General features: G+C 71.4%; 17 protein-coding genes. 12 read left to right on the forward strand and 5 right to left on the reverse strand.

Going from position 1 to position 21,750, the window contains the following annotated elements; genetic code table 11:
• Window positions 1-27 precede the first annotated feature (27 nt).
• Entirely contained in the window at window positions 28-1,806 is a 1,779-nt protein-coding gene (locus tag CHC09_RS29335; RefSeq protein WP_089296463.1) for a sigma-70 family RNA polymerase sigma factor, read from the forward strand.
• Window positions 1,807-1,816: 10 nt separating this feature from the next.
• Window positions 1,817-2,815 carry a glucose-6-phosphate dehydrogenase (coenzyme-F420) gene (gene fgd, locus CHC09_RS29340; protein ID WP_089296536.1) on the forward strand — a complete coding sequence of 333 codons (999 nt, stop codon included), beginning with the start codon at window positions 1,817-1,819 and terminating at the stop codon, window positions 2,813-2,815.
• A gap of 47 nt (window positions 2,816-2,862) precedes the next feature.
• Here fgd and CHC09_RS29345 read toward each other — a convergent pair whose 3' ends face one another.
• Window positions 2,863-4,098 carry a glycosyltransferase gene (locus CHC09_RS29345; RefSeq protein WP_143232642.1) on the reverse strand — a complete coding sequence of 412 codons (1,236 nt, stop codon included), beginning with the start codon at window positions 4,096-4,098 and terminating at the stop codon, window positions 2,863-2,865.
• A gap of 263 nt (window positions 4,099-4,361) precedes the next feature.
• Here CHC09_RS29345 and CHC09_RS29350 point away from each other — a divergent pair, with 263 nt between their 5' ends.
• The gene (locus CHC09_RS29350; RefSeq protein WP_089296465.1) at window positions 4,362-5,018 is read left to right on the forward strand and encodes an HAD family hydrolase; all 657 of its coding nucleotides are present in this window, start codon (window positions 4,362-4,364) and stop codon (window positions 5,016-5,018) included.
• A gap of 105 nt (window positions 5,019-5,123) precedes the next feature.
• Here CHC09_RS29350 and CHC09_RS29355 read toward each other — a convergent pair whose 3' ends face one another.
• Complete coding sequence (locus tag CHC09_RS29355) at window positions 5,124-6,287, reverse strand: FAD-dependent monooxygenase (RefSeq protein ID WP_089296466.1); 1,164 nt, start codon at window positions 6,285-6,287, stop codon at window positions 5,124-5,126.
• A gap of 78 nt (window positions 6,288-6,365) precedes the next feature.
• On the opposite strand from CHC09_RS29355, the gene CHC09_RS29360 reads away from it, so the two are divergent.
• From CHC09_RS29360 to CHC09_RS29370, 3 genes are all read left to right on the forward strand, one after another.
• Window positions 6,366-7,010, forward strand: a complete 645-nt coding sequence (locus tag CHC09_RS29360; protein WP_089296467.1) for a TetR/AcrR family transcriptional regulator — start codon at window positions 6,366-6,368, stop codon at window positions 7,008-7,010.
• Window positions 7,011-7,136: 126 nt separating this feature from the next.
• Window positions 7,137-8,792 carry a sodium:solute symporter family protein gene (locus CHC09_RS29365; protein ID WP_089296468.1) on the forward strand — a complete coding sequence of 552 codons (1,656 nt, stop codon included), beginning with the start codon at window positions 7,137-7,139 and terminating at the stop codon, window positions 8,790-8,792.
• A 7-nt stretch (window positions 8,793-8,799) separates the two neighbouring features.
• Window positions 8,800-9,033 (forward strand): hypothetical protein, encoded by a 234-nt coding sequence (locus tag CHC09_RS29370; RefSeq protein WP_089296469.1) that lies wholly within the window; start codon window positions 8,800-8,802, stop codon window positions 9,031-9,033.
• Between the two features lie 4 nt (window positions 9,034-9,037).
• On the opposite strand, the gene CHC09_RS29375 is transcribed toward CHC09_RS29370, so the two are convergent.
• Window positions 9,038-10,144 carry a PQQ-dependent sugar dehydrogenase gene (locus CHC09_RS29375; RefSeq protein ID WP_089296470.1) on the reverse strand — a complete coding sequence of 369 codons (1,107 nt, stop codon included), beginning with the start codon at window positions 10,142-10,144 and terminating at the stop codon, window positions 9,038-9,040.
• Between the two features lie 204 nt (window positions 10,145-10,348).
• Here CHC09_RS29375 and CHC09_RS29380 point away from each other — a divergent pair, with 204 nt between their 5' ends.
• The 5 genes from CHC09_RS29380 to CHC09_RS29400 all read left to right on the forward strand — a co-directional run bounded on the left by CHC09_RS29380 (window position 10,349) and on the right by CHC09_RS29400 (window position 17,825).
• Window positions 10,349-11,752 (forward strand): alpha/beta hydrolase, encoded by a 1,404-nt coding sequence (locus CHC09_RS29380; protein ID WP_244911614.1) that lies wholly within the window; start codon window positions 10,349-10,351, stop codon window positions 11,750-11,752.
• A 78-nt stretch (window positions 11,753-11,830) separates the two neighbouring features.
• The gene (locus CHC09_RS29385; RefSeq protein ID WP_089296472.1) at window positions 11,831-13,603 is read left to right on the forward strand and encodes a gamma-glutamyltransferase family protein; all 1,773 of its coding nucleotides are present in this window, start codon (window positions 11,831-11,833) and stop codon (window positions 13,601-13,603) included.
• 84 nt (window positions 13,604-13,687) lie between these two features.
• The gene (locus CHC09_RS29390; RefSeq protein ID WP_239138562.1) at window positions 13,688-14,602 is read left to right on the forward strand and encodes a hypothetical protein; all 915 of its coding nucleotides are present in this window, start codon (window positions 13,688-13,690) and stop codon (window positions 14,600-14,602) included.
• Between the two features lie 48 nt (window positions 14,603-14,650).
• Window positions 14,651-15,337: a tRNA (guanosine(46)-N7)-methyltransferase TrmB gene (gene trmB, locus CHC09_RS29395; RefSeq protein ID WP_089296537.1), complete on the forward strand. Its 687-nt coding sequence runs from the start codon at window positions 14,651-14,653 to the stop codon at window positions 15,335-15,337.
• Between the two features lie 541 nt (window positions 15,338-15,878).
• Window positions 15,879-17,825: a sensor histidine kinase gene (locus tag CHC09_RS29400; protein WP_239138563.1), complete on the forward strand. Its 1,947-nt coding sequence runs from the start codon at window positions 15,879-15,881 to the stop codon at window positions 17,823-17,825.
• 722 nt (window positions 17,826-18,547) lie between these two features.
• Here the strand turns inward: CHC09_RS29400 and CHC09_RS29405 are convergent.
• Together CHC09_RS29405 and CHC09_RS29410 are read right to left on the reverse strand one after the other, a co-directional pair.
• Window positions 18,548-19,531: a DMT family transporter gene (locus CHC09_RS29405; RefSeq protein WP_089296475.1), complete on the reverse strand. Its 984-nt coding sequence runs from the start codon at window positions 19,529-19,531 to the stop codon at window positions 18,548-18,550.
• 539 nt (window positions 19,532-20,070) lie between these two features.
• Complete coding sequence (locus CHC09_RS29410) at window positions 20,071-20,676, reverse strand: hypothetical protein (RefSeq protein ID WP_089296538.1); 606 nt, start codon at window positions 20,674-20,676, stop codon at window positions 20,071-20,073.
• Window positions 20,677-21,202: 526 nt separating this feature from the next.
• On the opposite strand from CHC09_RS29410, the gene CHC09_RS29415 reads away from it, so the two are divergent.
• Window positions 21,203-21,736: a hypothetical protein gene (locus CHC09_RS29415; protein WP_089296476.1), complete on the forward strand. Its 534-nt coding sequence runs from the start codon at window positions 21,203-21,205 to the stop codon at window positions 21,734-21,736.
• Window positions 21,737-21,750 lie beyond the last annotated feature (14 nt).

Raw genomic sequence — 21,750 nt, forward strand, 5'->3', positions numbered from 1 at the left:
CCCGGCGCCGGAAGAAAGGCAGGACAGATGGCGAATCAACCCGACACCGCCACGGTGGTCGCCGCGCGGGCCGGCGACCCGGTCGCGGTGGACCGGCTCGTCGCCGGTTACCTCCCGCTCGTCTACACCATCGTGGGCCGGGCGCTGGAGGGGCACGCGGACGTCGACGACGTGGTGCAGGAGACCATGCTCCGCGTCCTGCGCAACCTCGGTGAGCTGCGCGAGCCCGAGGCGTTCCGCTCCTGGCTGGTGGCGATCACGATGCGTCAGGTGCGCGACCGGTTCCGCGACCGGCAGGCCGCCCCGGCCGCCCCGCTCGACGCCGACCTGCGTGACCCGGGTGCGGACTTCACCGACCTGGCGATCACCCGCCTGGAGCTGTCCGGCCAGCGCCGGGAGACCGCCGAGGCGACCCGGTGGCTGGACGACGAGAACCGCGAGCTGCTCTCGCTCTGGTGGCTGGAGGCCTCCGGCGAGCTGACCCGCGACGAGATCGTCGAGGGCAGCGGGCTGGGCCGCCAGCACGCGGCGGTCCGCATCCAGCGGATGAAGGCTCAGCTGGAGACGGCCCGGGCGGTGGTCCGGGCGCTGCACCGCGGCCCGCTCTGCCCGGAGCTTGCGGTGCTGATCGAGCCGTGGGACCAGCGGCCCAGCGCGCTGTGGCGCAAGCGGATCGCCCGGCACACCCGGGACTGCCGGCTCTGCGCCCCGGCCTGGCACGACCTGGTCGCGGCGGAACGGCTGCTGGCCGGCATGGCCCTGATCGTGCCCGCGCCGACGTTCGCCGCCGGGCTGAGGACCGGTGCCACGGCCTGGCCCGGCAAGGTCGTCGCCGCCAAGACCGGCCTGAGCGTGATGCAGAAGGTACTGGTCACCGCGCTGACGGTGGGCGTCGCCGGCGGGGGAGGGGTCGCCGCCCTCGAGCTGAACGGTCAGAACGATCCGGCCGCCGTGGCCGCACCGCCCCCGATCGTCACCACCCCGCCGTCCTCGGCGCCGGCCCCGGCCAGTGCGTCGCCCACTCCGCGCCGGACCTCGCCGTCCCCGGCCGCCGCGGTGCCCACCGCCGGGAAGACGGCGAAGAAGGGCGTCGGTGTCTGGAGGTTCACCGGCGCCAAGGCGGCGCTCGAGGACGTCGGTGCCGGCTGGTACTACGACTGGGCCGCGCAGAACAACGAGATCCCCGGCCCGGCCGGTGTCGAGTTCGTCCCGATGATCTGGGGCCGACAGAACCTCACCGGCGCGACCCTGAAGCAGGCGAAGGCCGAGGGCGACGTGCTGCTCGGCTTCAACGAGCCCGACATGGCCGGGCAGGCGAACATGAGCGTCGAGGAGGCCCTGGCCGCCTGGCCGCGGCTGGAGGCGACCGGGATGCGCCTGGTCAGCCCGGCGGTCGCGTTCGGTGGGGACACCGCGGGCGGCTGGCTCGACCGGTTCATGACCGGGGCGCGGTCGAAGGGGCTGCGGGTCGACGCGATCGCGCTGCACTGGTACGGCTCGGACTTCAGCGCCGCCTCGGTCGGCCAGTTCCTCGGCTACGTCGACGCGGTGCACAAGCGTTACGGCAAGCCGATCTGGATCACCGAGTTCGGCCTGATGAACTTCTCCGGCTCACCGAGGTACCCGAGTGACGCGCAGAAGGTCACGTTCATCAAGGGCGCCACGGCCGGTCTGCAGAAGCGCCGGTACGTCGAGCGTTACGCGTGGTTCGGGCTGCCGGCCGTGGGGGACAGCGTCGACTTCGGGCTCTACCGGGACGGAGACAGCCCCACCGAGGCGGGTAGGGCGTACCGCGCGGCGGGCTAGGGTGACTTTCATGATTCGGTTCGGGTACAAGGCGTCGGCGGAGCAGTTCGCGCCGGCTGAACTGCTCAAGTACGGCATCCTCGCCGAGGAGCTCGGCTTCGACTCGGTCTTCGTCAGTGATCACCTCCAGCCGTGGCGCCACGACGGCGGCCACGCGCCGGCCGCGCTGCCCTGGCTCGGTGCGCTGGCCGCGCGCACCGAGCGGGTCCTGGTCGGCACCAGCGTCCTGACGCCGACCTTCCGCTACCACCCCGCCGTGGTCGCCCAGGCCTTCGCCACGCTCGGCTGCCTCGCGCCGGGCCGCGCCGTGCTCGGCGTCGGCTCCGGCGAGTCGCTCAACGAGGTGCCGCTCGGCACACGGTGGCCGGACGGCAAGGAGCGCTTCGCCCGCCTCAAGGAGGCGGTCCTGCTGATCCAGAAGCTGTGGGCCGAGGACCGGGTGACCTACGAGGGCCAGTTCTACAAGACCGAGAACGCCACCATCTACGACAAGCCCGCGCAGCCGGTGCCGATCTACATCGGCGCCTCCGGTCCGGCCGCCACCCGGCTGGCCGGCCGGATCGCCGACGGTTTCATCACCACCAGCGGCAAGGGCCACCCGCTCTACACCGACACGCTGCTGCCCGCGGTCCGCGAGGGCGCTGAGAAGGCCGGCCGCAAGATCGACGACCTGGACCTGATGATCGAGGTCAAGGTCTCCTTCGACGACGATCTCGACCGGGCGCGCAACGACACCCACTACTGGGGTGCGCTCGCGCTCTCCCCGGAGGAGAAGACCGGCGTCGAGGACCCGGTCGAGATGCAGCGCCTGGCCGACGCCCTGCCGGTGGAGCGGACCGCGACCCGCTGGATCGTCTCCTCCGACCCGGAGGAGCACGCCGCCAAGGTCACGGAGTACCTCGACATGGGCTTCAACCACCTGGTCTTCCACGCACCGGGGCCCGACCAGGAGCGCTTCCTGCGCCTCTACTCGACGGAGATCCTGCCCCGCCTGCGGGACCGGTCCTGACCTGACCCGCCGCCCGGCTCCGGCCGGGCGGCCAGGCTCCGGTTCGCCTATTCGTGCGGGTCGTCCGGGGAGACGGCGCGCAATCTGCCGGTACGGGATCCGCTCCCGCTTCCTTCGCCGTTGATCACCCGCAGGTTCGGCCGAACCTGTAGCCGCTGCCGCGCCTCGCCCGGCGCACGGTTCGCCCCGCCGTTGTCCCGCCACTGGCGGCGCATCATGGCCGGGTCCTCCGGGGTGCGCTCCGGCTCGTCCGCGACGTGTCCGCCGGGGCGCCGCGACCCCTGCCGCCGGTCCAGGTCCAGGCTGGTGCGTCGCAGGCCGGGCTCGGTGACGCGGTCGCGCTCCGGTGAGTCGTGCCGTGGGTTGCTCGCCGGCCAGTGACCGGTCGGCAGGGAGCCCGTACCGGTCCGGGGCCCGGCGGGAGGCTGGGCGGAACCCGCGTGTCCGGCCGTCGCGGCGCGAGGGCGGGGACCGGAGTTGATCAGTCCGGCGTCGGTGCCGGTGCGACCCAGCACGTCCGGCTCGGCGATCTCCGCCTTCCGCCCGGTCAGCACCACGATGCTGCCGGTTTCGGCCTCCCGGACCGCCCGGCGCAGCGCGAAGTGCTCGGTGAGGAGGGCCCACACGGAGTCGGCCAGCCCGGCCCGGGCGGCCGGCGCGGTGGGCGGGTACGCCACCGCCGGCACCTCGGTCACGAACAGCCCGTTGCGCCCGGCCCGGACGGTCAGCAGCGGCTCGATCTCCGCACCGTCGCCGCGCACCGGATCGATCCCGGAGACGCGGGGCAGGCCGACCGCCCCGGCCACGTCCCGCCAGAACGCCCGGAATCCGGAGCCCGGGTCGCTGCGGCGGCAGCCGAAGAGCACCGCCATGAACCAGAGCACGATCCGCGCGACGGCCCGGGACGTCCGCGCGCCGGACAGGTCCCGCCCCTCGCCGTGGAAGCGGGAGCCCTGGACCACGTCCGCGCCGTCGCGCAGCGCCTGGAGGTAGCGGGGCAGTTCGGCCGGGTCGCACGAGCCGTCCCCGGGCAGGGTGACCACGATGTCGCCGGTGCTCGCGGCGACCCCGCAGGCCAGCGCGTTGCCGACGCCGGTGCGGGTCTGCCGGATCACCCGGGTGGCGCGGGTCGTCACCGCGGTGGTGTCGTCGTCCCGGCCGACCACCACGATCACCTCGGCGACCGCGGGCAGGGCGGCGAGCAGGACCGGCAGCGCCGTCGTCCCGGACGGGATGACAACGCTTACGGACGGTGACGACGGTCGGAGTGGTGGGACGGGCATGAGTGGCGGCTCCCACTGGTCGGTGCGGTGCTTGCGCACGAAGCTACCGGGCCGCAACCTGCCCGCAACTCATCGGAACGGTGGATGATCTTCGTCTCCACGGCTTGGCCGGGCTCGGTCGGCTGCGGTCACCGTCCGTACGAAGGCGGTAGGGTTTGTGCCGTGATGAGACTCGGGCTCCGCATTTCGCACCGCATCCGGCCGGACGGCGCCGCCAGGCTCGCGCCCACCCGGGTGAACCCGCGGCCCGTGGCGGAGGCGCTGTGACGATCGAGGCGGTCGTCTTCGACCTGGACGGCGTGATCATCGATACCGAGGAGGTCTGGGAGGAGGTCCGCCGGGCGTACGTGGCCGAGCACGGCCGCGAGTTCCTGCCGGACAGCCAGGACCGGATGATGGGCATGAGCACCGCCGAGTGGTCCGGTCACCTCGCCGATGAGGTGGGTGTCCCGCTCCCGGCCGCCCGGGTGGCGGCGGACGTGCTGGGCCGGATGGCCGCTCGCTACCGGGAGTCGCTGCCGCTCATCCCGGGTGCGGTGGAGACGGTCCGGGCGCTCGGGAAGCGGTACCGGCTGGCGCTGGCCAGTTCCTCCGCCCGGATCCTGATCGACCAGGTCCTCGAGACCGCCGGGCTGACCGGGGAGTTCGAGGTCACCCTGTCGACCGAGGAGGTGGCCCGGGGCAAGCCCGCTCCGGACGTCTATCTCACCGCGGTCGCCAAGCTCGGCCTCACGCCCGAGGTCTGCGCGGCGGTCGAGGACTCCAGCAACGGGCTGCGGGCCGCCGGGGCGGCCGGGCTGGCCGTGATCGCCGTTCCGCACGGGGTCTATCCGCCGGCGCCGGACGCGCTCGCGCAGGCGGCACTGGTGGTCGGTGCGGTCACCGAGGTCACTCCGGAGGCGGTCGGAGCGCTTCGCTGAGGGGGACGCCCGGCGTCTCGCGCAGGTGACACGCCGGGCCCCGGGATGCGTGACTTGGCCCGCGAGGGCTGGGGGCGGGGCGCGTAGGTCGTACCGCGGACTGTTTTAAAAGGGGTAGTCCGGCAGCTGGAGAGCGGTCGCGCGCCCTGAGGCGATCTTGAAGGTGAAGTTCAGGAACCACTCCTGGTTGTTGAGGTAATTGCGGAGGCGGATGCCGCGGGCGGTGCGCGGGGCGAGGAACCGGCCGGTCGTGTCGCCGCCCTGCTGGGTGCCGCGGGCGAAGCGCGAGATCCGCCGCACGTAACGCGGGAACGCGACGCGGTGGTCACCGCCGGCCGCCGCGAGTTCGCCGGCCAGGACGTAGGCGCAGACGATCGCGGTGCCGGTGCCCTGGCCGCCGATCGTGGCGCCGCAGGCCGCGTCGCCGAGCAGCGCGATCCGGCCGCGCGTCCACTCCGGAGCGTCGACCCGGCAGATCTGGTCGAAGTAGAGGTCGTCGACCTTGTCCAGCTCGGCCAGCAGGCGCGGGGCGAGCCAGCCCATGCCGGCGAAGCGTTCGCGCAGGATCGCCTTCTGCTCGTCCTGATCGTGCCGGTCGTAACGCAGCGCGGGGGACGCGAACGCGGCGAACGCGCCGGCCTGGAACGGGTCCTTGTGGTCGGCGCCGACGCTGATCATCAACCCGGGCGCGTTGTGCATCAGGTACGACGGGTCCAGGTCCCACTCGTTCGCGATCGGCCACGTGGCGACGTAGTAACCGAGGTGCTTGACGAAGCGCTCCTCCGGCCCGAACGCCAGCCGCCGCACCCCGGAGTGCACCCCGTCGGCACCGACCACCAGGTCGAACGTGCGCTGCTTGCCGGAGGCGAAAGTGACGTCGACGCCGTCCGGGGTCTCCTCCATCGCGGCGATCCGGTCGCCGAAGAGGAACTCGGTCTCCTCGCCGGCGGAGCAGAGGATCCGGGCGAGGTCGCCGCGGAGCACTTCGAGTTCACCGCCGGCCATCTCGGCCGGCCACTCCATCAGGCGCTCGCCGCGCTCGTCGACGAACCGCATCGCCTTGCCGTGCGTCTCGACCGCGCGCAGTTCGTCGAGCACGCCCATCTGGCCGAGCACGCCCATGTGCAGCTCACCCCGGAAGTCCACGGCCTGGCCGCCGGTCCGTAGCCGCGGCGCGACCTCGACGATCGTCGGCCGGTGACCGGAGCGGCCCAGCCAGTAGGCGAGGGCCGGTCCGGCGATGCTCGCGCCCGAGATCAGTACGTCCATCTCTGCTCCCAAAAATTGCGTCCGTCGGACTCAGTTATTTCTGTGTACGGTAGACGCAGTTGGCAAGAGGGGCAAGACATGGACTTTCTCTGGCAGGAACGCCCTGGTGGGAAACGTGGGCCGAAGCCGGCGCTGACCCTGGAGGCGATCGCGGACGCGGCGATCGCGGTGGCCGACGCGGAGGGGCTGGCCGCGGTCTCGATGCAGCGGGTCGCCGCCGACGTGGGCTACACGAAGATGGCGCTGTACCGCTATCTGCCCGGCAAGTCGGAGCTGGTGGCCGTGATGCTGGAGCGGGCGATGAGCGCGCCACCCGATCTGTCGGCCGGTGACTGGCGGGCGACGCTCACCCTCTGGGCCGAGCGGCTGTTCGCCCTCTACCGGGAGCACCCCTGGGCCCTGGACGTGACGGCCGGAAACCGTCCGGTGGGGCCGAACGAACTGGGTTGGATGGAGGTGGCGCTGGCCCGGTTGCCGGAAGGGTTGAGCGGCGCGGAACGGATGGACCTGATCGCGGTGATCGCCGGGCACGTCCGCTCCATCGTGGTCCAGCCGGGTGAGAGCGGTCTTCTCACGGCCTTCGCCGAGCACGCGGAGCGCTTCCCGGCGATCTCCGCGGCGCTGGCCGACATCGCCGTGCGCGGCGGCCAGGACCAGGCGCTCAGCTTCGGGCTGGAACGCATTCTCGACGGCCTGGAGATGTTGATCTCGAAGCGCGTGTGAAAAAGATTCGATCCGGGTAGGTCCGGGGGCCGAACCTGGAGGTGGCCCCATGAGCGAGCTTGCGAGCGAATCGGCTGGCTCAGTCAATTACTCATGTCGACGCCGGAGCGCAGCGGAGGCGGCGGCATGAGCGGACTGCGGCTCGATGTGGATTTCGTCGACTATCTGATCCTGGCGATCTATTTCGTCTTCGTGCTGGGGGTCGGCTTCGCGGCTCGGCGAGCGATCCGCGACAGCTCCGACTTCTTCCTCTCCGGCCGGTCGATGCCGGCCTGGGTGACCGGTCTCGCCTTCGTCTCCGCGAACCTCGGCGCCCTCGAGATCATCGGGATGGCCGCGAACGGCGCCCAGTACGGCATGATGACCCTGCACTACTACTGGGTCGGCGCGGTGCCGGCGATGGTCTTCCTCGGCATCGTGATGATGCCCTTCTACTACGGCTCCAAGGTGCGCAGCGTCCCGGAGTTCCTCCGGCGGCGCTTCAACCGGCCGACCCACCTGTTCAACGCGATCAGCTTCGCGGTCGCCCAGGTGCTGATCGCCGGCGTCAACCTCTACGCCCTGGCGCTGATCCTGCAGGCGCTGCTCGGCTGGCCGCTCTGGCTGTCCATCGTGATCGGTGCGGCGATCGTGCTGTCGTACATCACCCTCGGTGGTCTCTCCTCGGCGATCTACAACGAGGTGCTGCAGTTCTTCGTCATCCTGGCCGGTCTGCTCCCGATCACCGTGATCGGCCTGGTCAAGGTCGGCGGCTGGGACGGTCTGGTGGAGAAGGTGCGGGCGAGCGATCTCGGCGACGCCGGGCTGCACACGTTCTCCCAGACGGCGAGCACCGGCAACCCGCTCGGCGCGAACTGGATCGGGATCGTCTTCGGGCTCGGCTTCGTGCTGTCGTTCGGGTACTGGACGACGAACTTCGCCGAGGTGCAGCGGGCGCTGAGTGCGAAGGACATGAACGCGGCCCGGCGCACCCCGATCATCGGGGCCTTCCCGAAGCTGCTGATCCCCGCGGTCACCGTGCTTCCCGGGCTGATCGCCCTGGTCACCGTGCAGGGGCTGGGGGCGGAGGAGGGGGACCTCACCTACAACAACGCGATCCCGCTGCTGATGCGAGACCTGCTGCCCAACGGTGTGCTCGGGGTGGCGGTGACCGGCCTGGTGGCGTCGTTCATGGCCGGCATGGCGGCCAACGTGAGCGGATTCAACACGGTCTTCACGTACGACATCTGGCAGTCCTACCTCCGCAAGGACCGCCCCGACGGCTATTACCTGCGCGTCGGCCGGATCGCCACGATCGTCGGCGTGCTGGTCGGGATCGGTACCGCGTTCATCGCGGCCGGCTTCGACAACATCATGAACTACATCCAGGCCCTGTTCTCGCTCTTCAACGCGCCGCTGTTCGCCACGTTCATCGTCGGCATGTTCTGGAAGAGGATGTCCGCCTGGGCCGGCTTCTGGTCCCTGCTGCTCGGCTTCCTCGCCTCGCTGACGCTCTACCTCGGATATCTGGGCGGCGTCTTCGCGTTCAACTCCGACCTGGAGGAGAGCTTCTGGGGTGCGGGCGCGGCGTTCCTCACGGCGGTGGTGGTGGCCGTGGTGGTCACCCCCTTCACCCCGGCCAAGCCCGAGCACGAGCTGCGCGGCCTGGTCTACGGGCTGGCGGGGCCGAGCACCGGCGCCGACGTGATCGTCGCCGGCGACCGGGTCTGGTGGCGTAACCCGGTGCTGCTAGGTGGCGTCGCACTGGTGCTGGCCGTCGTCCTCTACGTCCCCTTCTGGTGAGGTTGCCATGAATCGGCTCTTCGATCTGCGCGCGGTCATCGGCGGTCTGTTCACCCCGTACGGGGTGATCGTCACGCTGGTCGGCCTCTTCGACGACCCGGCCGAGATCGACAAGGCGCAGGGCGTCCGGATCAACCTGTGGATGGGCCTGGCGATGCTCGCCCTGGGCCTGCTCATGCTGCTCTGGTTGCGGCTGAACCCGCCGAAACCGCTGGAGGCCGGCGAGGAGAAGGAGGACTGACGCGTCACCGGGCCGGGAATCGGAGGATCCGGTCGTCGCCGTTACGCGGGTCGCCACGGCCGTCGGTGTTCGAGGTGGTCAGCCACAGCGAACCGTCGGCGGCCACGGCGACCGTGCGAAGCCGGCCGTACCTCCCGATCAGTTCCGCCTTCGACGTCCCGCCGCCGAGCGGGACCGTCCACAGCCGTTCGCCCTTGAGCGCGGCGACGTACAGCGTGCTGCCGGAGACCGCCGCGCCGCTCGGGGACGCGTCGTCGGTGCGCCACTGCACGATCGGGTCGGTGTACCTCGAGTCGCCGGCCTTCCCCTCGGCCTCCGGCCACCCGTAGTTCTTGCCGGGCTGGATGATGTTCACCTCGTCCCAGGTGTCCTGGCCGAACTCGATGCCGTACATCCGCCCCTGCGCGTCCCAGGCCAGGCCCTGCACGTTGCGGTGGCCCATGCTCCACACCGGTGAGCCCGGCCACGGGTTGCCGGGCGCGGCCTCGCCCTCCGGGGTGAGCCGCAGGATCTTGCCGTTCGGGTCGTTCCGGTCCTGTGCCTGCGGTTCCCGCCCGGCGTCGCCGGTGCCCACGTAGAGCATCCCGTCCGGCCCGAACGCGAGCCGCCCGCCGTTGTGCCGCGATCCCCGGTCCAGTCCCTTGAAGATCACTTCCGGCTTGCCGTCGCCGGTCGTCTTGAAGCGGACGATCCGATTGTCGTTCTCGGCGGTGAAGTACGCATAAACCCAGTCGTCGTGGAGGGCGAGCCCGAGCAGGCCGCCCTCGCCGCCGGTCTGCACCCCGGCCACCGTGTAGACCTTCTTCTTCGCCGCGCCGGGCCGGACCTGGTAGATGTCGCCGGTCTGCCGCTCGGCGACCAGCGCGCTGCCGTCCGGCAGGAAGGCCAGGCCCCACGGCACCTTGATGCCGGTCGCCACGGTCTGCGGCTCCGCGCTCAGATCCGGGGTCCGGGGACTCTCCGGCCGGGTGGAGGCGGCCGACACCGACGGCACGGGATCGACGGTGGGCGGCTCGGTGGGCTCGCCGGCGGAGCAGGCGGTCAGCAGGACGGCCCCGGCCGACGCGGCGGCCAATCGGGCGACGGCGGCCAGGTGCGGGACAGTCGGCATTTTGCAACCCTGCCATGCCAGATCGACGACTAATCCCCCCATATAATACAAAAAGGGGCATTCCCCGGAATCGTTGTGGAAGCGAGGCCCAAGATGGTGCCGCGCGGACGAGTCCCACCGTGCAGGGCGGAGATTTGGGTTTTGCGAGCTTTGCGACGGCCGATCGCGGCAGCGATCCTCGCCCTCACTCTCACCGCCGTGCCCATGGTCGCCGCCCTACCGGCCCTGGCCGCGACGGAACCGGCGGTCACCTGGTCGGCCTGCCCCGAGGACGAGCAGGTCCAGTGCGGCGTGATGCGGGTCCCGGCGGACTGGAAGGACCCGGAAGGGCCGTCGATAGAGCTGCAGATGGCCCGGCGGAAGGCGACCGATCCGGCCCACCGGATCGGAGTCCTGATCGTCAACCCGGGCGGTCCCGGCGGCTCGGCCGTCAACCTGGCCCTCGAAGCCGACTTCTTCACCTCCGAGCTGCGGAAACGGTTCGACATCATCGGGCTCGACCCGCGCGGGGTGGGCCGCAGCGCCCCGGTCCTCTGCGAGCAGGCCCTGATCGACGCGAAACCGTCGCCGCTGGTCACCACCGAGGCCGGGTTCCGGGCCCTGGCCGACTACAACGGCAAGCTGTTCACCGACTGCACGGCCCGCAGCGGGCCGGTGGTCTCCCACGCGGACACCGCCAGTGTGGTCCGCGACGTGGAGGCGCTGCGGGTCGCGCTCGCCGAGCCGCGGATCAGCATCTTCGGCGCGTCCTACGGCTCACTGATCGGCGAGCTCTACGCCGACCTCTATCCGGGCACCTCGCGCGCGCTGGTGCTGGACAGCGTGATGGACCACAGCGTGGACGTGGACGGGTTCCTCGCCCAGGAGACCGCCTCGGTGCAGGACTCGTTCGACGAGTTCGTCAAGTGGTGTGCCCGCGACACCCGGTGCGTGCTGCGCGGACAGGACATCCCGGGGCTCTGGGCCGCCCTGATGCGGCGGGCGGCGGCCGGGACCCTCGTCGACCCGTACGACCCGCCGGAGAAACTCGGCGTCTGGGAACTGATCTCGGCCTCGTTCAGCGCGTTCTACGACCCGCAGTGGTTCTCCTTCGCGCACTACCTGCGGGACGCCGCCAAACCCACGGCCGCCGCTCGGCAGGCGGTGCCGCCGATCGACATCGCCCCGAACAGCTTCCCCGCGGTGGTCTGCGGAGACTGGTCGCTGCCGGTGGCCGACTTCACGACGTACCGGAAGAAGTTGGACGCCCTGCTCCAGATCGCGCCGCAGGTCCGCGCCTCGTCGCTGGCCGTCTCCGCGGTCGCGGGCTGCATCGGGTGGCCGGCGCCGCCGGGCAACCCGCAGCGCCGGCTGTCCCCGGCGAAGGTGCCGATGCTGCTGGTCAACGCGCTGCACGACCCGGCGACCGGGCACACCTGGGCACAGCAGGTGGCCGATCAGCTCGGGCCGTCCGCACGGCTGCTGACCTACCAGGGCTGGGGGCACGTCGCGTACTCGCACAGCCCCTGTGTCCAGGCGGCGGTCGAGCGCTACCTGGTCGACCTGGCCCTGCCCCCGACCGGGACGACCTGTGCCGCGGTCGAACCCCAACCGTTCGGCATCGGCTAGTCGTTGAAGCGATTGTGCCGGGCTGTCGTCAGCGGTAGGCAGGAATTGACAACCGACACTGTCCTGTCTGGAGGGCCGATGCGGTTCCTATCCGCGCTAGCAGCACTTTCGTTGACCACCGTCGGATCCGTCGCGATTTCGGCCCCGGCCGTCGCCGCGGGCTCCACCGCTCAGGGATACGGCGGCGCGATCGCCACCGTGGACGCCACCGCCACCGCGGCCGGCCTCGAGGTGCTGCGCCGGGGCGGCAACGCGGTGGACGCCGCCGTCGCGGCCGCGGCCACCCTCGGCGTGACCGAGCCGTTCGCCTCCGGGATCGGCGGCGGCGGATTCTTCGTCTACTACGACGCCCGCGAGCACCGGGTGCACACCATCGACGGGCGGGAGGCCGGGCCCGCGACGATGACCTCGACGTACTTCGTGAACCCGGCGACCGGGCAGCCGTACGCGTTCGACGAGGCCCGGGTCAGCGGCCTCTCCGTCGGCGTGCCCGGCACCCTGGCCACCTGGGAGGCCGCGGCCCGGCAGTGGGGCACCCGGCCGCTGAGCGGCGCGCTGAACACGGCCGCCGAGGTGGCCGACCGCGGGTACACCGTCGACGGCGAGTTCCGGCGTCAGGTCACCGAGAACGCGGCCGCCTTCGGGCAGTTCGACTCGACCAAGGCGCTGTACCTGCCGAACGGCGCGCCGCCCGCGGTCGGGGCCACGATCCGCAACCCGGACCTGGCCCGCACGTACCGGCTGATCGCCCGCCAGGGGACCGGCGTCTTCTACCGCGGTGAGGTGGGCGCCGACCTGCTGAGGGCGGTCGCCGCTCCGCCGGTCTCGGCCAGCCCGGCGTCGCCGTGGGCGTACCCGATCCGGCCCGGCGTGCTGACCGCCGCCGACCTCGCCGGATACCGGGTCCGACGGCCGGCGCCGACCAGGTCCGACTACAAGGGCCTGACCGTGTACGGCATGTCCACGCCGTCCAGCGGCGGCACCGCGGTCGGCGAGGCGCTGAACATCCTCGAGGCGTCCCCGATCACGTCCGCCTCGACCGTCGAGAAGCTGCACTACTACCTGGAGGCGTCCGCGCTCTCCTTCGCCGACCGTGGCCGCTACGTCGGCGCGAACACACCGGAGCCGATGCTCCGGAAGCTGCTCTCGGATCAATGGGCGAAACAGCGGGCCTGCCAGATCGACCCGGGTAAGGCGCTGGCCAAGCCGGTCGCGCCGGGACCCTCGCAGTGCACACCGTCGGTCACCACGGCGACGCCCGACAACGGGATGAGCACCACCAACCTGACCGTCGCCGACAGGTGGGGCAACGTCGTCGAGTACACGCTCACCCTCGAACAGTTCGGTGGCAACGGGATGGTCCTGCCGGGACGCGGGTTCATGCTGAACAACGAGCTGACCGACTTCAACTTCGCCGGCACCCAGGGCACCTTCGACGACCCGAACCTGCCCGGGCCGGGCAAGCGGCCGCGCAGCTCGATGTCGCCGACGATCGTGCTCAAGGACGGCAAGCCGTTCCTGGCGGTCGGCGCGCCCGGCGGCTCGACGATCATCACGACGGTGCTGCAGATCATCTACGGCCGGGTGGAGCTGGGGCTGACCCTGCCGCAGGCGCTCGCCGCACCGCGCGCGGCGCAGCGGAACACCGCCGGGATCCAGGCGGAGGTGGCCTTCCACACGACGTACGGGCCGGAACTGACCGCGCTCGGTCACGTCTTCGGGGCGGACGTGGCGGAGATCGGCGCGGCCACCGCGATCGAGTTCACCGGGCACGGTGGGCAACTGGCCGTCGCCGAACCGGTGCGCCGGGGCAGCGGCTCGGCCGCGGTCGTCCGGCCAACCGTTAAGTAGCGGGCCGGTTGCGACGATGGTGCAGGACGTAGGCGCGGGTAGGAACAGCGGGGAACGGGGCAGCCGATGATCAGCACTGCAGCGATGTCAGCCATTCTGGCGCTTGCTCCGACGGCTCCGGCGACGCCGGTGCTGCCCAGCCCGGTCGCGTACGTCCGAAGCGGCGACGTCTACGTCAGCAGCGGTCCCGCGGAGAAGCGGATAACCACCGGGGGCGGGTACGCCCGGCCCCGGTGGTCGCCGGACGGCAGGCAGCTCGCCGTGCTCAAGAGCGGCCGACTCTGGATCATGAAAGCCGACGGCAGCGGGCTGCGGCGGCTGACCAACCGGGCCGCGGCCGGAGCGTCCTGGTCGCCGGACGGCAAGTGGCTGGCGTTCGCGTCGCTCTCCTGCACCGGGGGCCCCGGGGTCTACCGGATCTCCACGACCTCGCCCTCCCCGAAACCCGAGGTGCTGTTCCCCCGGGACTGCCGGGGCGAGGACCTCCCGGACGAACCGGCGCCGCAACCGGCCACCGGCTCGCTCATCGATCGGCTGCGGACCGACGGCGCGGTGGCCTGGTCCCCGGACGGGAAGCAGATCGCGTTCCGTGGCGGGGAGTGCGACGCGATCTACGACGACTGCCTGAGCGTCGGGACGGTCGCCTCGGGAGCGGAGCGGACGCTTGCCGCTTTCGGCGGCGGCGGCCTGCAGAACAGCGGATTCGCGGTGGTGCCCGCGTGGCGCCGCGACGGGGGACGGCTGGCTTTCACGGTCTATCAGAAGGGGGAGACGGCCGCCGAGAACCAGCCCGTCCACATCGTCGAGGTCGATCTTCGAAACGGGAAAAAACGGACGATCGGCGTGCCGATGGATCGTGAGCCGGCCTATCTCGACGGCAACCGGGTGCTGGTCACCGGCGAGAACGGCGGCGCGTCCTGGGTGCTGCTCGTCGACCTGAAGACGGGCGCCCGCGTCCCGTTCCACCTCGGCTCCCAGCCCGCCGTCCGGTCCCGCTGACGCGTCGTTGGCCGGTTGGCCGGCTCGGCCCGTATCGTGGGCGCCGCCATGACAGAAACCGCCGCCCCACCCGCGTCCGCCCGGCCGATCCGGACCTTTCATCCGCGCCGCGGCCGGATGAGCGCCCGGCACGCCGACGCGCACGCCGAGCTCTGGCCGCGCTACGGCCTGACCGTCGTCGACGGCGACCGCACCCCGCTCGACCTGCCGGAGCTCTTCGGCCGCGACGCCCCGACGATCCTCGAGATCGGCTTCGGGATGGGCGACGCGACAGCGCGGATGGCCGCCGACGACCCGGAGCGGAACTATCTCGGCATCGAGGTGCACACCCCCGGCATCGGCAACCTGCTGGCCCTCGTCGGCGACCTGGGACTGGTCAACGTCCGGGTAGCCCAGGGTGACGCCATGCAGTTGGTGCACCGCCTCGCCCCAGGCGCGCTGAACGCCGTGCACGTCTACTTCCCCGACCCCTGGCCCAAGGCGCGCCATCACAAGCGCCGCCTGATCCAGCCCGCGAACGTCGCTCTGCTGCGCGAGCGTCTGCACCCCGGCGGCGTCCTGCACTGCGCCACCGACTGGCCGGAGTACGCCGAGGCCATGGCCGAGACGCTGGAGGCCGACCCCGGCCTGCGCCGCCTGCCGGCGACGCCACACAACCGCCCGGAGACGAAGTTCGAACGCCGCGGCGCGGCTGCCGGCCGCCCCATCACCGACCTGCGCTTCGCGCGGATCTGAAACCCCTTCGCCGGTACGACCTACGCCTCCCGTGACCAGGCCTCGCGGCCCAAGCCCCAGGCCACCCGCCCGGTCGGCCGGCACGTGGTTCGGATGGTCCTCCGACGGCCGCCGAGGGTCCGAACCCGCTCCTCGGCGGAGGGATTTGCCGGTTTCGGGGTATTAGCGCCTCTAGGCTGGACCTTGGAGGTCGGCCATGCGGCGAGAGAATCCCGGCACTGGCGTCGGGCGGCCCGGAAGGGCGCGGGCGGCAGGAGCCGCTGACGCGAGCCCGGCCGAGCTTCACGGGGGGACGGCCGTCGACGAGCATCCTGCCTCGCCGGCGGCCGCGCTCGAGCCCCAGCCGGCCGCCTCCGGTCCTCAGCCGCCCGCCTTCGCGTCCCAGCCGGCCGACCAGCCCGCTCAGCCCCGTGGATCCCAGGAGTCACGGGGCTTCACCGGGCATCGGGCGGCCGGCGCGTCACACGCGGGCCATCCGGCCACCGCCCCACCATGGCGAAGTGTCATCGGAGCGTCAACGGCTCCGGACCTGCATCGCGGGGTGCTGACCAGCGGAACCGCCGATCAGCTCGCCGCACTCACCGCGCGCGGGGCACAGGCGCCGGGCGCGTGCATCCAGTTCGTCGAACGGAACAAGCTGAGGCTGTACGGCAGTTGGGGCGCGGCCGTCGACTGGGAGGCGATCGCCGACACCGATCTCGACGGCTCGCTCGGCGGTCTCGTCATCCGTGGGAGCCGCGCGGTCATCGTCAACGACGCCACCGCGGAAGATCGGGTGCCGCGCGAAGCCCTCAGGTACGGCGTCTCCTACCTCGGGTACCCGGTGCACGATCGGCTCGGGCAGGTGCTCGGCGTGTGCTGCGCCTACGACGTACACCCCCGGCAGTGGACGCCGGAGCAGATCGCCGCGGTGGCCGAGGCCGCCGCGGTGGCCACCCTGCTAATCGGGGAGCAACTGGCCCGGCACGAGCTGGAGCAGCAGCACCGGTTCCTGGACGCGGTGCTGGAGAGCCTGCACGACGGCGTGACCGCGTGCGACGCCGACGGGCAGGTGGTCTTCGCCAACGGGCGGATGCGGCGGCTCTGGGAGGACGACCCCCACGACATCGACGAAGACGGGCTGGGCCGGGCACTGGCGGGGGAGCGCCTCCGGGACGAACCCGTCACGCGGCCCGGGCCCACCAAACGGACCCGGCACTACCTGATGGACGCGCAACCGATCCTCGGCCCGGACGGCGGGGTGGTCGGCGCGGTCCAGGCGCTGCAGGATGTGACCCGGCAGCGGCGGGCCGAACGGTTCCGCTCCTGTGAACTGGCGGTCACGACCGCGCTGGCCGAGGCGCCGAGCATGGAGGCGGCCGGCCCACGGGTGCTGGAAGCGGTGGTCGACACGCTGGACTGGGTGCACGCCGAGCTGTGGAAGGTAGACGCGCCCGCCGGGGTGATCCGGGCGGCGGCGCGGTGGAGCCTGCCGGGCTGGGCGACCGGGATCGAGGTGCCGGAGGAGCTGGCCTACGGCCAGGGGCTGGCCGGCCGGGCCTGGCAGGTGGACAAGCCGCTGTGGATCCGGGACGTCGGCCGCCCGCAGAGCCTGATCTCCCCGAGGACCGCTGCCGAACGCCTGCACACCGCGCTCGCGATCCCGGTGCACGACGGGACCGGGGCGATCGGCGTGCTGACCGTCTTCGCCGACGACATCGAAGACCCGGAGGACGAACTGGTCGCGCTCATGTCCGGGATCGCCGCACACCTGGGACAGTTCGTCGAGCGGGGCCGGGTCGACGACCTACGGCGGCAGCTGGTGCGCAGCAAGGCCGAGTACCTGGCGTTGATCGGGCACGAGATGCGCACCCCGCTCACCTCGATCAGCACGTACACCGGACTGCTGCGCGAGGCGGACGAGGCCACCCTGGTCCGGGAGGGCCCACGGCTGATCGAGGTGGTGGAGCGCAACGCCCTGGCACTTCGCGACATCATCAACGAGCTGCTGGAACTCTCCGCGCTGGACGCCGGGCACGCCGAGATCCGGCGCACCCCGATGGACCTGGCCGGCCTGGTCCGCGACGTGGTGGACCGCGCCCGGGCGGCGATCGGCGCCGCCCCGGTGGTCATCGACACGGACCTGCCCGGCGAACTGATCGTGCCCGGCGACCGGGACCGGCTGCGCCAGATCGTCGAGAACCTGCTGGGCAGCGCTATCCGCTACAGCCCCGACGGCGGCCACGTCGGGGTCAGCCTGCACCAGGCCGGCCGCGCCGTCGAACTGGCCGTCTCGGACGCCGCCGCGGACGTGCCCCGCGACGAGCGGGAGAAGCTGTTCACCGGCCGCTACCGGACCAGCCGCGGACACGACCGGACGCTGCCGGGCAGCGGACTCGGCCTCACCCTGAGCCGCGCCGTCGTGGAACGCCACCACGGCAGCATCGAACTGACCGGCGGCGACGCCGGAACCACGGTCCTGGTCCGGCTCCCCCTCGAGGCCCGCTAATAGCCCCTGGCCCGCTAACAGCTCCCGGCTCGCTAACAGCCTCTGGCCTGCTGATGGCTTCCGGTTCGCTTATAGCCCCTGGCTCGCTGACGGCTTCCGGTTCGCTATCAGCCTCTGGCCTGCTGATGGCTTCCGGTTCGCTATCGGCCCCTGGCCCACTAACAGCTTCCGGTTCGCTATCAGCCTCTGGCCTGCTGACGGCTCCCGGCTCGCTAGGAGCCCTGGCCTGCTGACGGCTCCCGGCTCGCTAGGAGCCCTGGCCTGCTGACGGCTCCCGGCTCGCTAGCAGCCCTGGCCTGCTGACGGCTCTCGGTTCGCTAATAGCCCCTGGCCCGCTGACGGCTTTCGGTTCGCTGACGGCTTCCGGCTCGTTGACAGATCCCGGTTCGCTGACGGCCAACGTCACCCAATCTGAGTTGATCTTGGGCGCGTTGGCGGGTGGGGGTCACGGCCTCTCGGGGGATTGCTCGCGGGTGGGCGGATGGCTGGGGTTGGTCGCCCATCCGCAAGCCGCGGGCGGCGGCCGGAACGGTGGCCAAAGGCGGGCGGTGGCCGGTGAGCATCGGCGCCCATTCCCGGACCGCGGGCGGCGGCCGGGATGGCGGCCCGAGGTGGATGTGGCTGGCGAGCACCCGCAGTGCGGCCGCAGGTGCTCGCATCAGCCCACATTCAAGATCAACTCGCGTCGAGGGTTCCCGGCGCCCACCCGTTGTAGGTGCTGATCATTCGGTCAGGGCTGGCTGTCCGCTCGGTGCGGGCGCCTCGGCGGAGCGGCCGGCCCCCAGATAGAGGGTGGTCACCGCGCCGAGCAGCAGCAGACCGCCGACGATCGTGGGCAGCGCGAGCGGCTCACCGATGAGCAGCACCGCCAGCAGGGCCGCGGTCAGCGGTTCCAACAGGGTGACGACCACGGCGACGCTCCCGCTGGTGTGCCGCAGCCCGGTGTAGAAGCACGCGTAGGCGAGCGCCGTCGTGATCGCGCCCAGATAGCCCAGCAGGGCGATCGGCTGGAAGCTCGGCGCGAACGCCACACCCCGTGCCACGGCGATCGGCGCCAGGGCGATCGCGCCGATCGTGCAGGACAACGTGGTCAGGATCAGCGGCGGTACGCCCTGCGTGGTCCGCCGGCTCAACGCCGTCGACGCCGCGTAGACGGTGCCGGAGGCGATCGCCGCGAGCAGTCCCAGACCAGCGGCGGTCATGCCGGATCCGGTGGCCGAGTCATCGGTGGTCGCGCCGTCGGCCGTGACGCTGGAGATGAGCACCAGGCCGATGATCGCCGCGGCCGAGGCGCCGAGTTCGGCGTTGCCGGGTCGCTGCCGGGTGCGGATCGTCTCCCATGCGCTGAGCAGCACCGGCGCCAGGCCCAGGCTGACCACGGTGGCGATGCTGACGCCGGTGAGGCGTACCGCGACGAAATACAGAGCCTGATACGCCGCGAGCCCGACCCCGGCCGTGATGACGGCGCCAGGGGCGGACCGGAAGGCCGCCCAGATCTGCCTGCGGGCCGGCAACCCGAGGAGCAGCATGGTTCCGGCCGCGAAGAGCAGCCGGTAAAACCCGATCTGGACCGCACCGAGCCCGGTGCGAGCCGCGACGACCTGGACGACGACGCCTGCGGTGCCCCAGAGCACCCCGGCGATTGACAGTTGCAGAAGGCTCAGCCGGGCACCGGCCGAGGCGTTGGTGGACAAGAACGAGAACATGTGCGCTCCGCGAGAGTGAGTCGGTCAGGACCGGCGGCGGAGCGCATCGCAAAAAACCGTCCGAGCAGGGCTCAGACGGTGCGGCTCACGCTCCGCTCAGGAGCGCGGCGGGGGCAGGACGCCGGGAAACGGACTCACGCCGCACACCATATCCGACCTGCGGCTCGCACAAGGAGGAGCGCACCGGCACGGCCCTGCCCGCCAGAGTGCCTCTCCGGGGCGGGCATCTTCCTCCGGCCAGGAGTCTTCCTGGCTCGGGTGTCTTCCTGAGTCGGGTGTCTTCCTCGGGTGGGGTGTTTGTTCGGGCTGGGAGCCTCCTCGGGTCGAAGAGTTTCCCTGCGCCGGGTGCCTCCTCCCAAGGGACGGGGCGTCTCCTCGGATTGAATGCCTTCCCAGAGTCAGGCCATCCTCCCGGGCAGGCCGTCCCCCCGGGCAGGGCGGCTTACCTCGGCAGGGCGCCCTCCCCGGGCAGGGCCCGTTTTCCGGCCCGGGGAGGGAACGGCAGTTCCCCGGCGCGGGCAGCGCGCCGGGGAACTGGATCAGGCGGCGGTGGCGGACCACATGGCGGTGAAGGCCGCGGCCTCGCCCGCGAGCCAGCTCTCGACATCGGCCGCCCGGGTTCCCGGGTTGAGCCGGTGGGTCAAGCCCCGGCGCAGGTCGACCAGGACCGGCTCGGCGTCGGGCAGGATCTGGTCCATGTGACGGGCCATCAGGTGCAGCATGGCGGTGACCAGCTCCGGGCTCGGCGGCTCCTCGTCGAAGTGGATCCGGACCGCCTCGCGGTGACCATCCGCGAACCGCAGGCCGAAGTGCAGGTTGATCTTCACGGCCAGCGGGCCGACGCTGGCCAGCGCGTCGTGGGTCTGGATCAGGGTGAGCTGCTCGGGGTCGCCGAGCGACGCCAGGTAGGTGCGGGCGCCGGCACGGAGCGACTCGTAGAGCGGCTTCCACCGGTCCTTCACCAGGTCGACGACGCCGCCGAGGTAGCTGCCGCCGGTGCGGAACGCGATGTCCGCCTTCAGTGCCTTGACCAGCTGGCTGTGCGGGTTGAAACCACTGCGCCGCTCGCGCTGCTTGCGAAGCCCGCCGACGAAGGTGGCCTTCGCGGGGCCGGTGCGGGAGACATACCGGGTGAAGCCGAGCATGGTGGCGTAGGGCGGGATGACAGGCACGGGGTTGGTCGAGATCGTGGACAGGGTGGACGTGGTCACGTCGGTCTCCTCACTCGCGCTGCGCAGCCTCGGATCCACGAAGGATCACCCGAAGATCAGCAGCTCAGGGCCCCTCTTTCGTACATACATTCTAATCGACGGGTCTGACATTCCCAACCGCCGACAGCCCCCGCTGTCCGGTCCGGACCTACATGGCCAGCTCGCGGGAAGTTGGCCAACGGCGTGGCCACGTCCGGCCGAAGATGGCCAGCGGTAGGGGTGCCGGGATGCTGCGCGCGGTGCCGGGCTCGGCAGCCCTCCACCGCTGGCGAATGCCCCCGAACCGACCCTCGCCGACCTCCTCGGCCTGCCCCGCAACGACCAGCTCCCGGGTGGCGGAACAACAGCGGCGAACGTTCGGCCAGCAGTAGATGATTAACCATGACAGACCAGCGCATTTCGATCGCCATCCGGAAGTGACCCGGAGTCAACCGCGGTGCGAACGAAGGGAGCGTGACCGGTGGAGATCACCGGAGTGATGGCCACCGACGCAGGCATGGGCGCGCTGTGGGCACTTGGCTCTTTTGACGGCATCGTCGACTACGACACCTGGGAGTCGGAGCTGCTGGAGGACGAGGACATAGCTCGACACATCGCCGGCGGAGCCCTCGTGCCCGTGAATATCGGCGGTGACGGTGCCTTCCAGGTCGTTGCGCGGGTTGGCGAATCGTCGGCCCTCGCGCAACTGACCGAACGTGAGCGCAAGTACGTCGTTGTCGCCTCGGAGCCCTACCTGCTGATCACCACCAACGATGCCGTCATCAGCGGTATCGAGCATGTTGCGGCGGAGTCGAACGACAACTTGCGCGTTCCGCTGCCAGCGGGCCGGTGGAGCGTCGCGATCTTCCTGATCGATTGGGAAGCGGAACCCGGTCAGGCGGACGATGCCGGACGGCCGGCGCCTACAGCCCTCTCTGACTTCACGATCTTGATCAATCCCGAAGGTCAGCCCAACCGCGAATATCGGACACAGATACAGACCTTCGAGCGATGACTGAGCTCGTCAGG

Source organism: Actinoplanes regularis, assembly GCF_900188005.1.
In the GTDB taxonomy this organism is placed as follows: domain Bacteria; phylum Actinomycetota; class Actinomycetes; order Mycobacteriales; family Micromonosporaceae; genus Actinoplanes; species Actinoplanes regularis.

What these genes read in the sequence shown, in the direction of transcription:
- CHC09_RS29345 (WP_143232642.1), bottom strand. Translation starts at nt 4,098, where the DNA reads ATGCCCGTCCCACCACTCCGACCGTCGTCACCGTCCGTAAGCGTTGTC.
- CHC09_RS29375 (WP_089296470.1), bottom strand. Translation starts at nt 10,144, where the DNA reads ATGCCGACTGTCCCGCACCTGGCCGCCGTCGCCCGATTGGCCGCCGCG.
- trmB (WP_089296537.1), top strand. Translation starts at nt 14,651, where the DNA reads ATGACAGAAACCGCCGCCCCACCCGCGTCCGCCCGGCCGATCCGGACC.
- CHC09_RS29385 (WP_089296472.1), top strand. Translation starts at nt 11,831, where the DNA reads ATGCGGTTCCTATCCGCGCTAGCAGCACTTTCGTTGACCACCGTCGGA.
- CHC09_RS29405 (WP_089296475.1), bottom strand. Translation starts at nt 19,531, where the DNA reads ATGTTCTCGTTCTTGTCCACCAACGCCTCGGCCGGTGCCCGGCTGAGC.
- CHC09_RS29370 (WP_089296469.1), top strand. Translation starts at nt 8,800, where the DNA reads ATGAATCGGCTCTTCGATCTGCGCGCGGTCATCGGCGGTCTGTTCACC.
- CHC09_RS29335 (WP_089296463.1), top strand. Translation starts at nt 28, where the DNA reads ATGGCGAATCAACCCGACACCGCCACGGTGGTCGCCGCGCGGGCCGGC.
- CHC09_RS29360 (WP_089296467.1), top strand. Translation starts at nt 6,366, where the DNA reads ATGGACTTTCTCTGGCAGGAACGCCCTGGTGGGAAACGTGGGCCGAAG.
- CHC09_RS29380 (WP_244911614.1), top strand. Translation starts at nt 10,349, where the DNA reads ATGGTCGCCGCCCTACCGGCCCTGGCCGCGACGGAACCGGCGGTCACC.
- CHC09_RS29390 (WP_239138562.1), top strand. Translation starts at nt 13,688, where the DNA reads ATGTCAGCCATTCTGGCGCTTGCTCCGACGGCTCCGGCGACGCCGGTG.
- fgd (WP_089296536.1), top strand. Translation starts at nt 1,817, where the DNA reads ATGATTCGGTTCGGGTACAAGGCGTCGGCGGAGCAGTTCGCGCCGGCT.
- CHC09_RS29365 (WP_089296468.1), top strand. Translation starts at nt 7,137, where the DNA reads ATGAGCGGACTGCGGCTCGATGTGGATTTCGTCGACTATCTGATCCTG.
- CHC09_RS29410 (WP_089296538.1), bottom strand. Translation starts at nt 20,676, where the DNA reads ATGCTCGGCTTCACCCGGTATGTCTCCCGCACCGGCCCCGCGAAGGCC.
- CHC09_RS29355 (WP_089296466.1), bottom strand. Translation starts at nt 6,287, where the DNA reads ATGGACGTACTGATCTCGGGCGCGAGCATCGCCGGACCGGCCCTCGCC.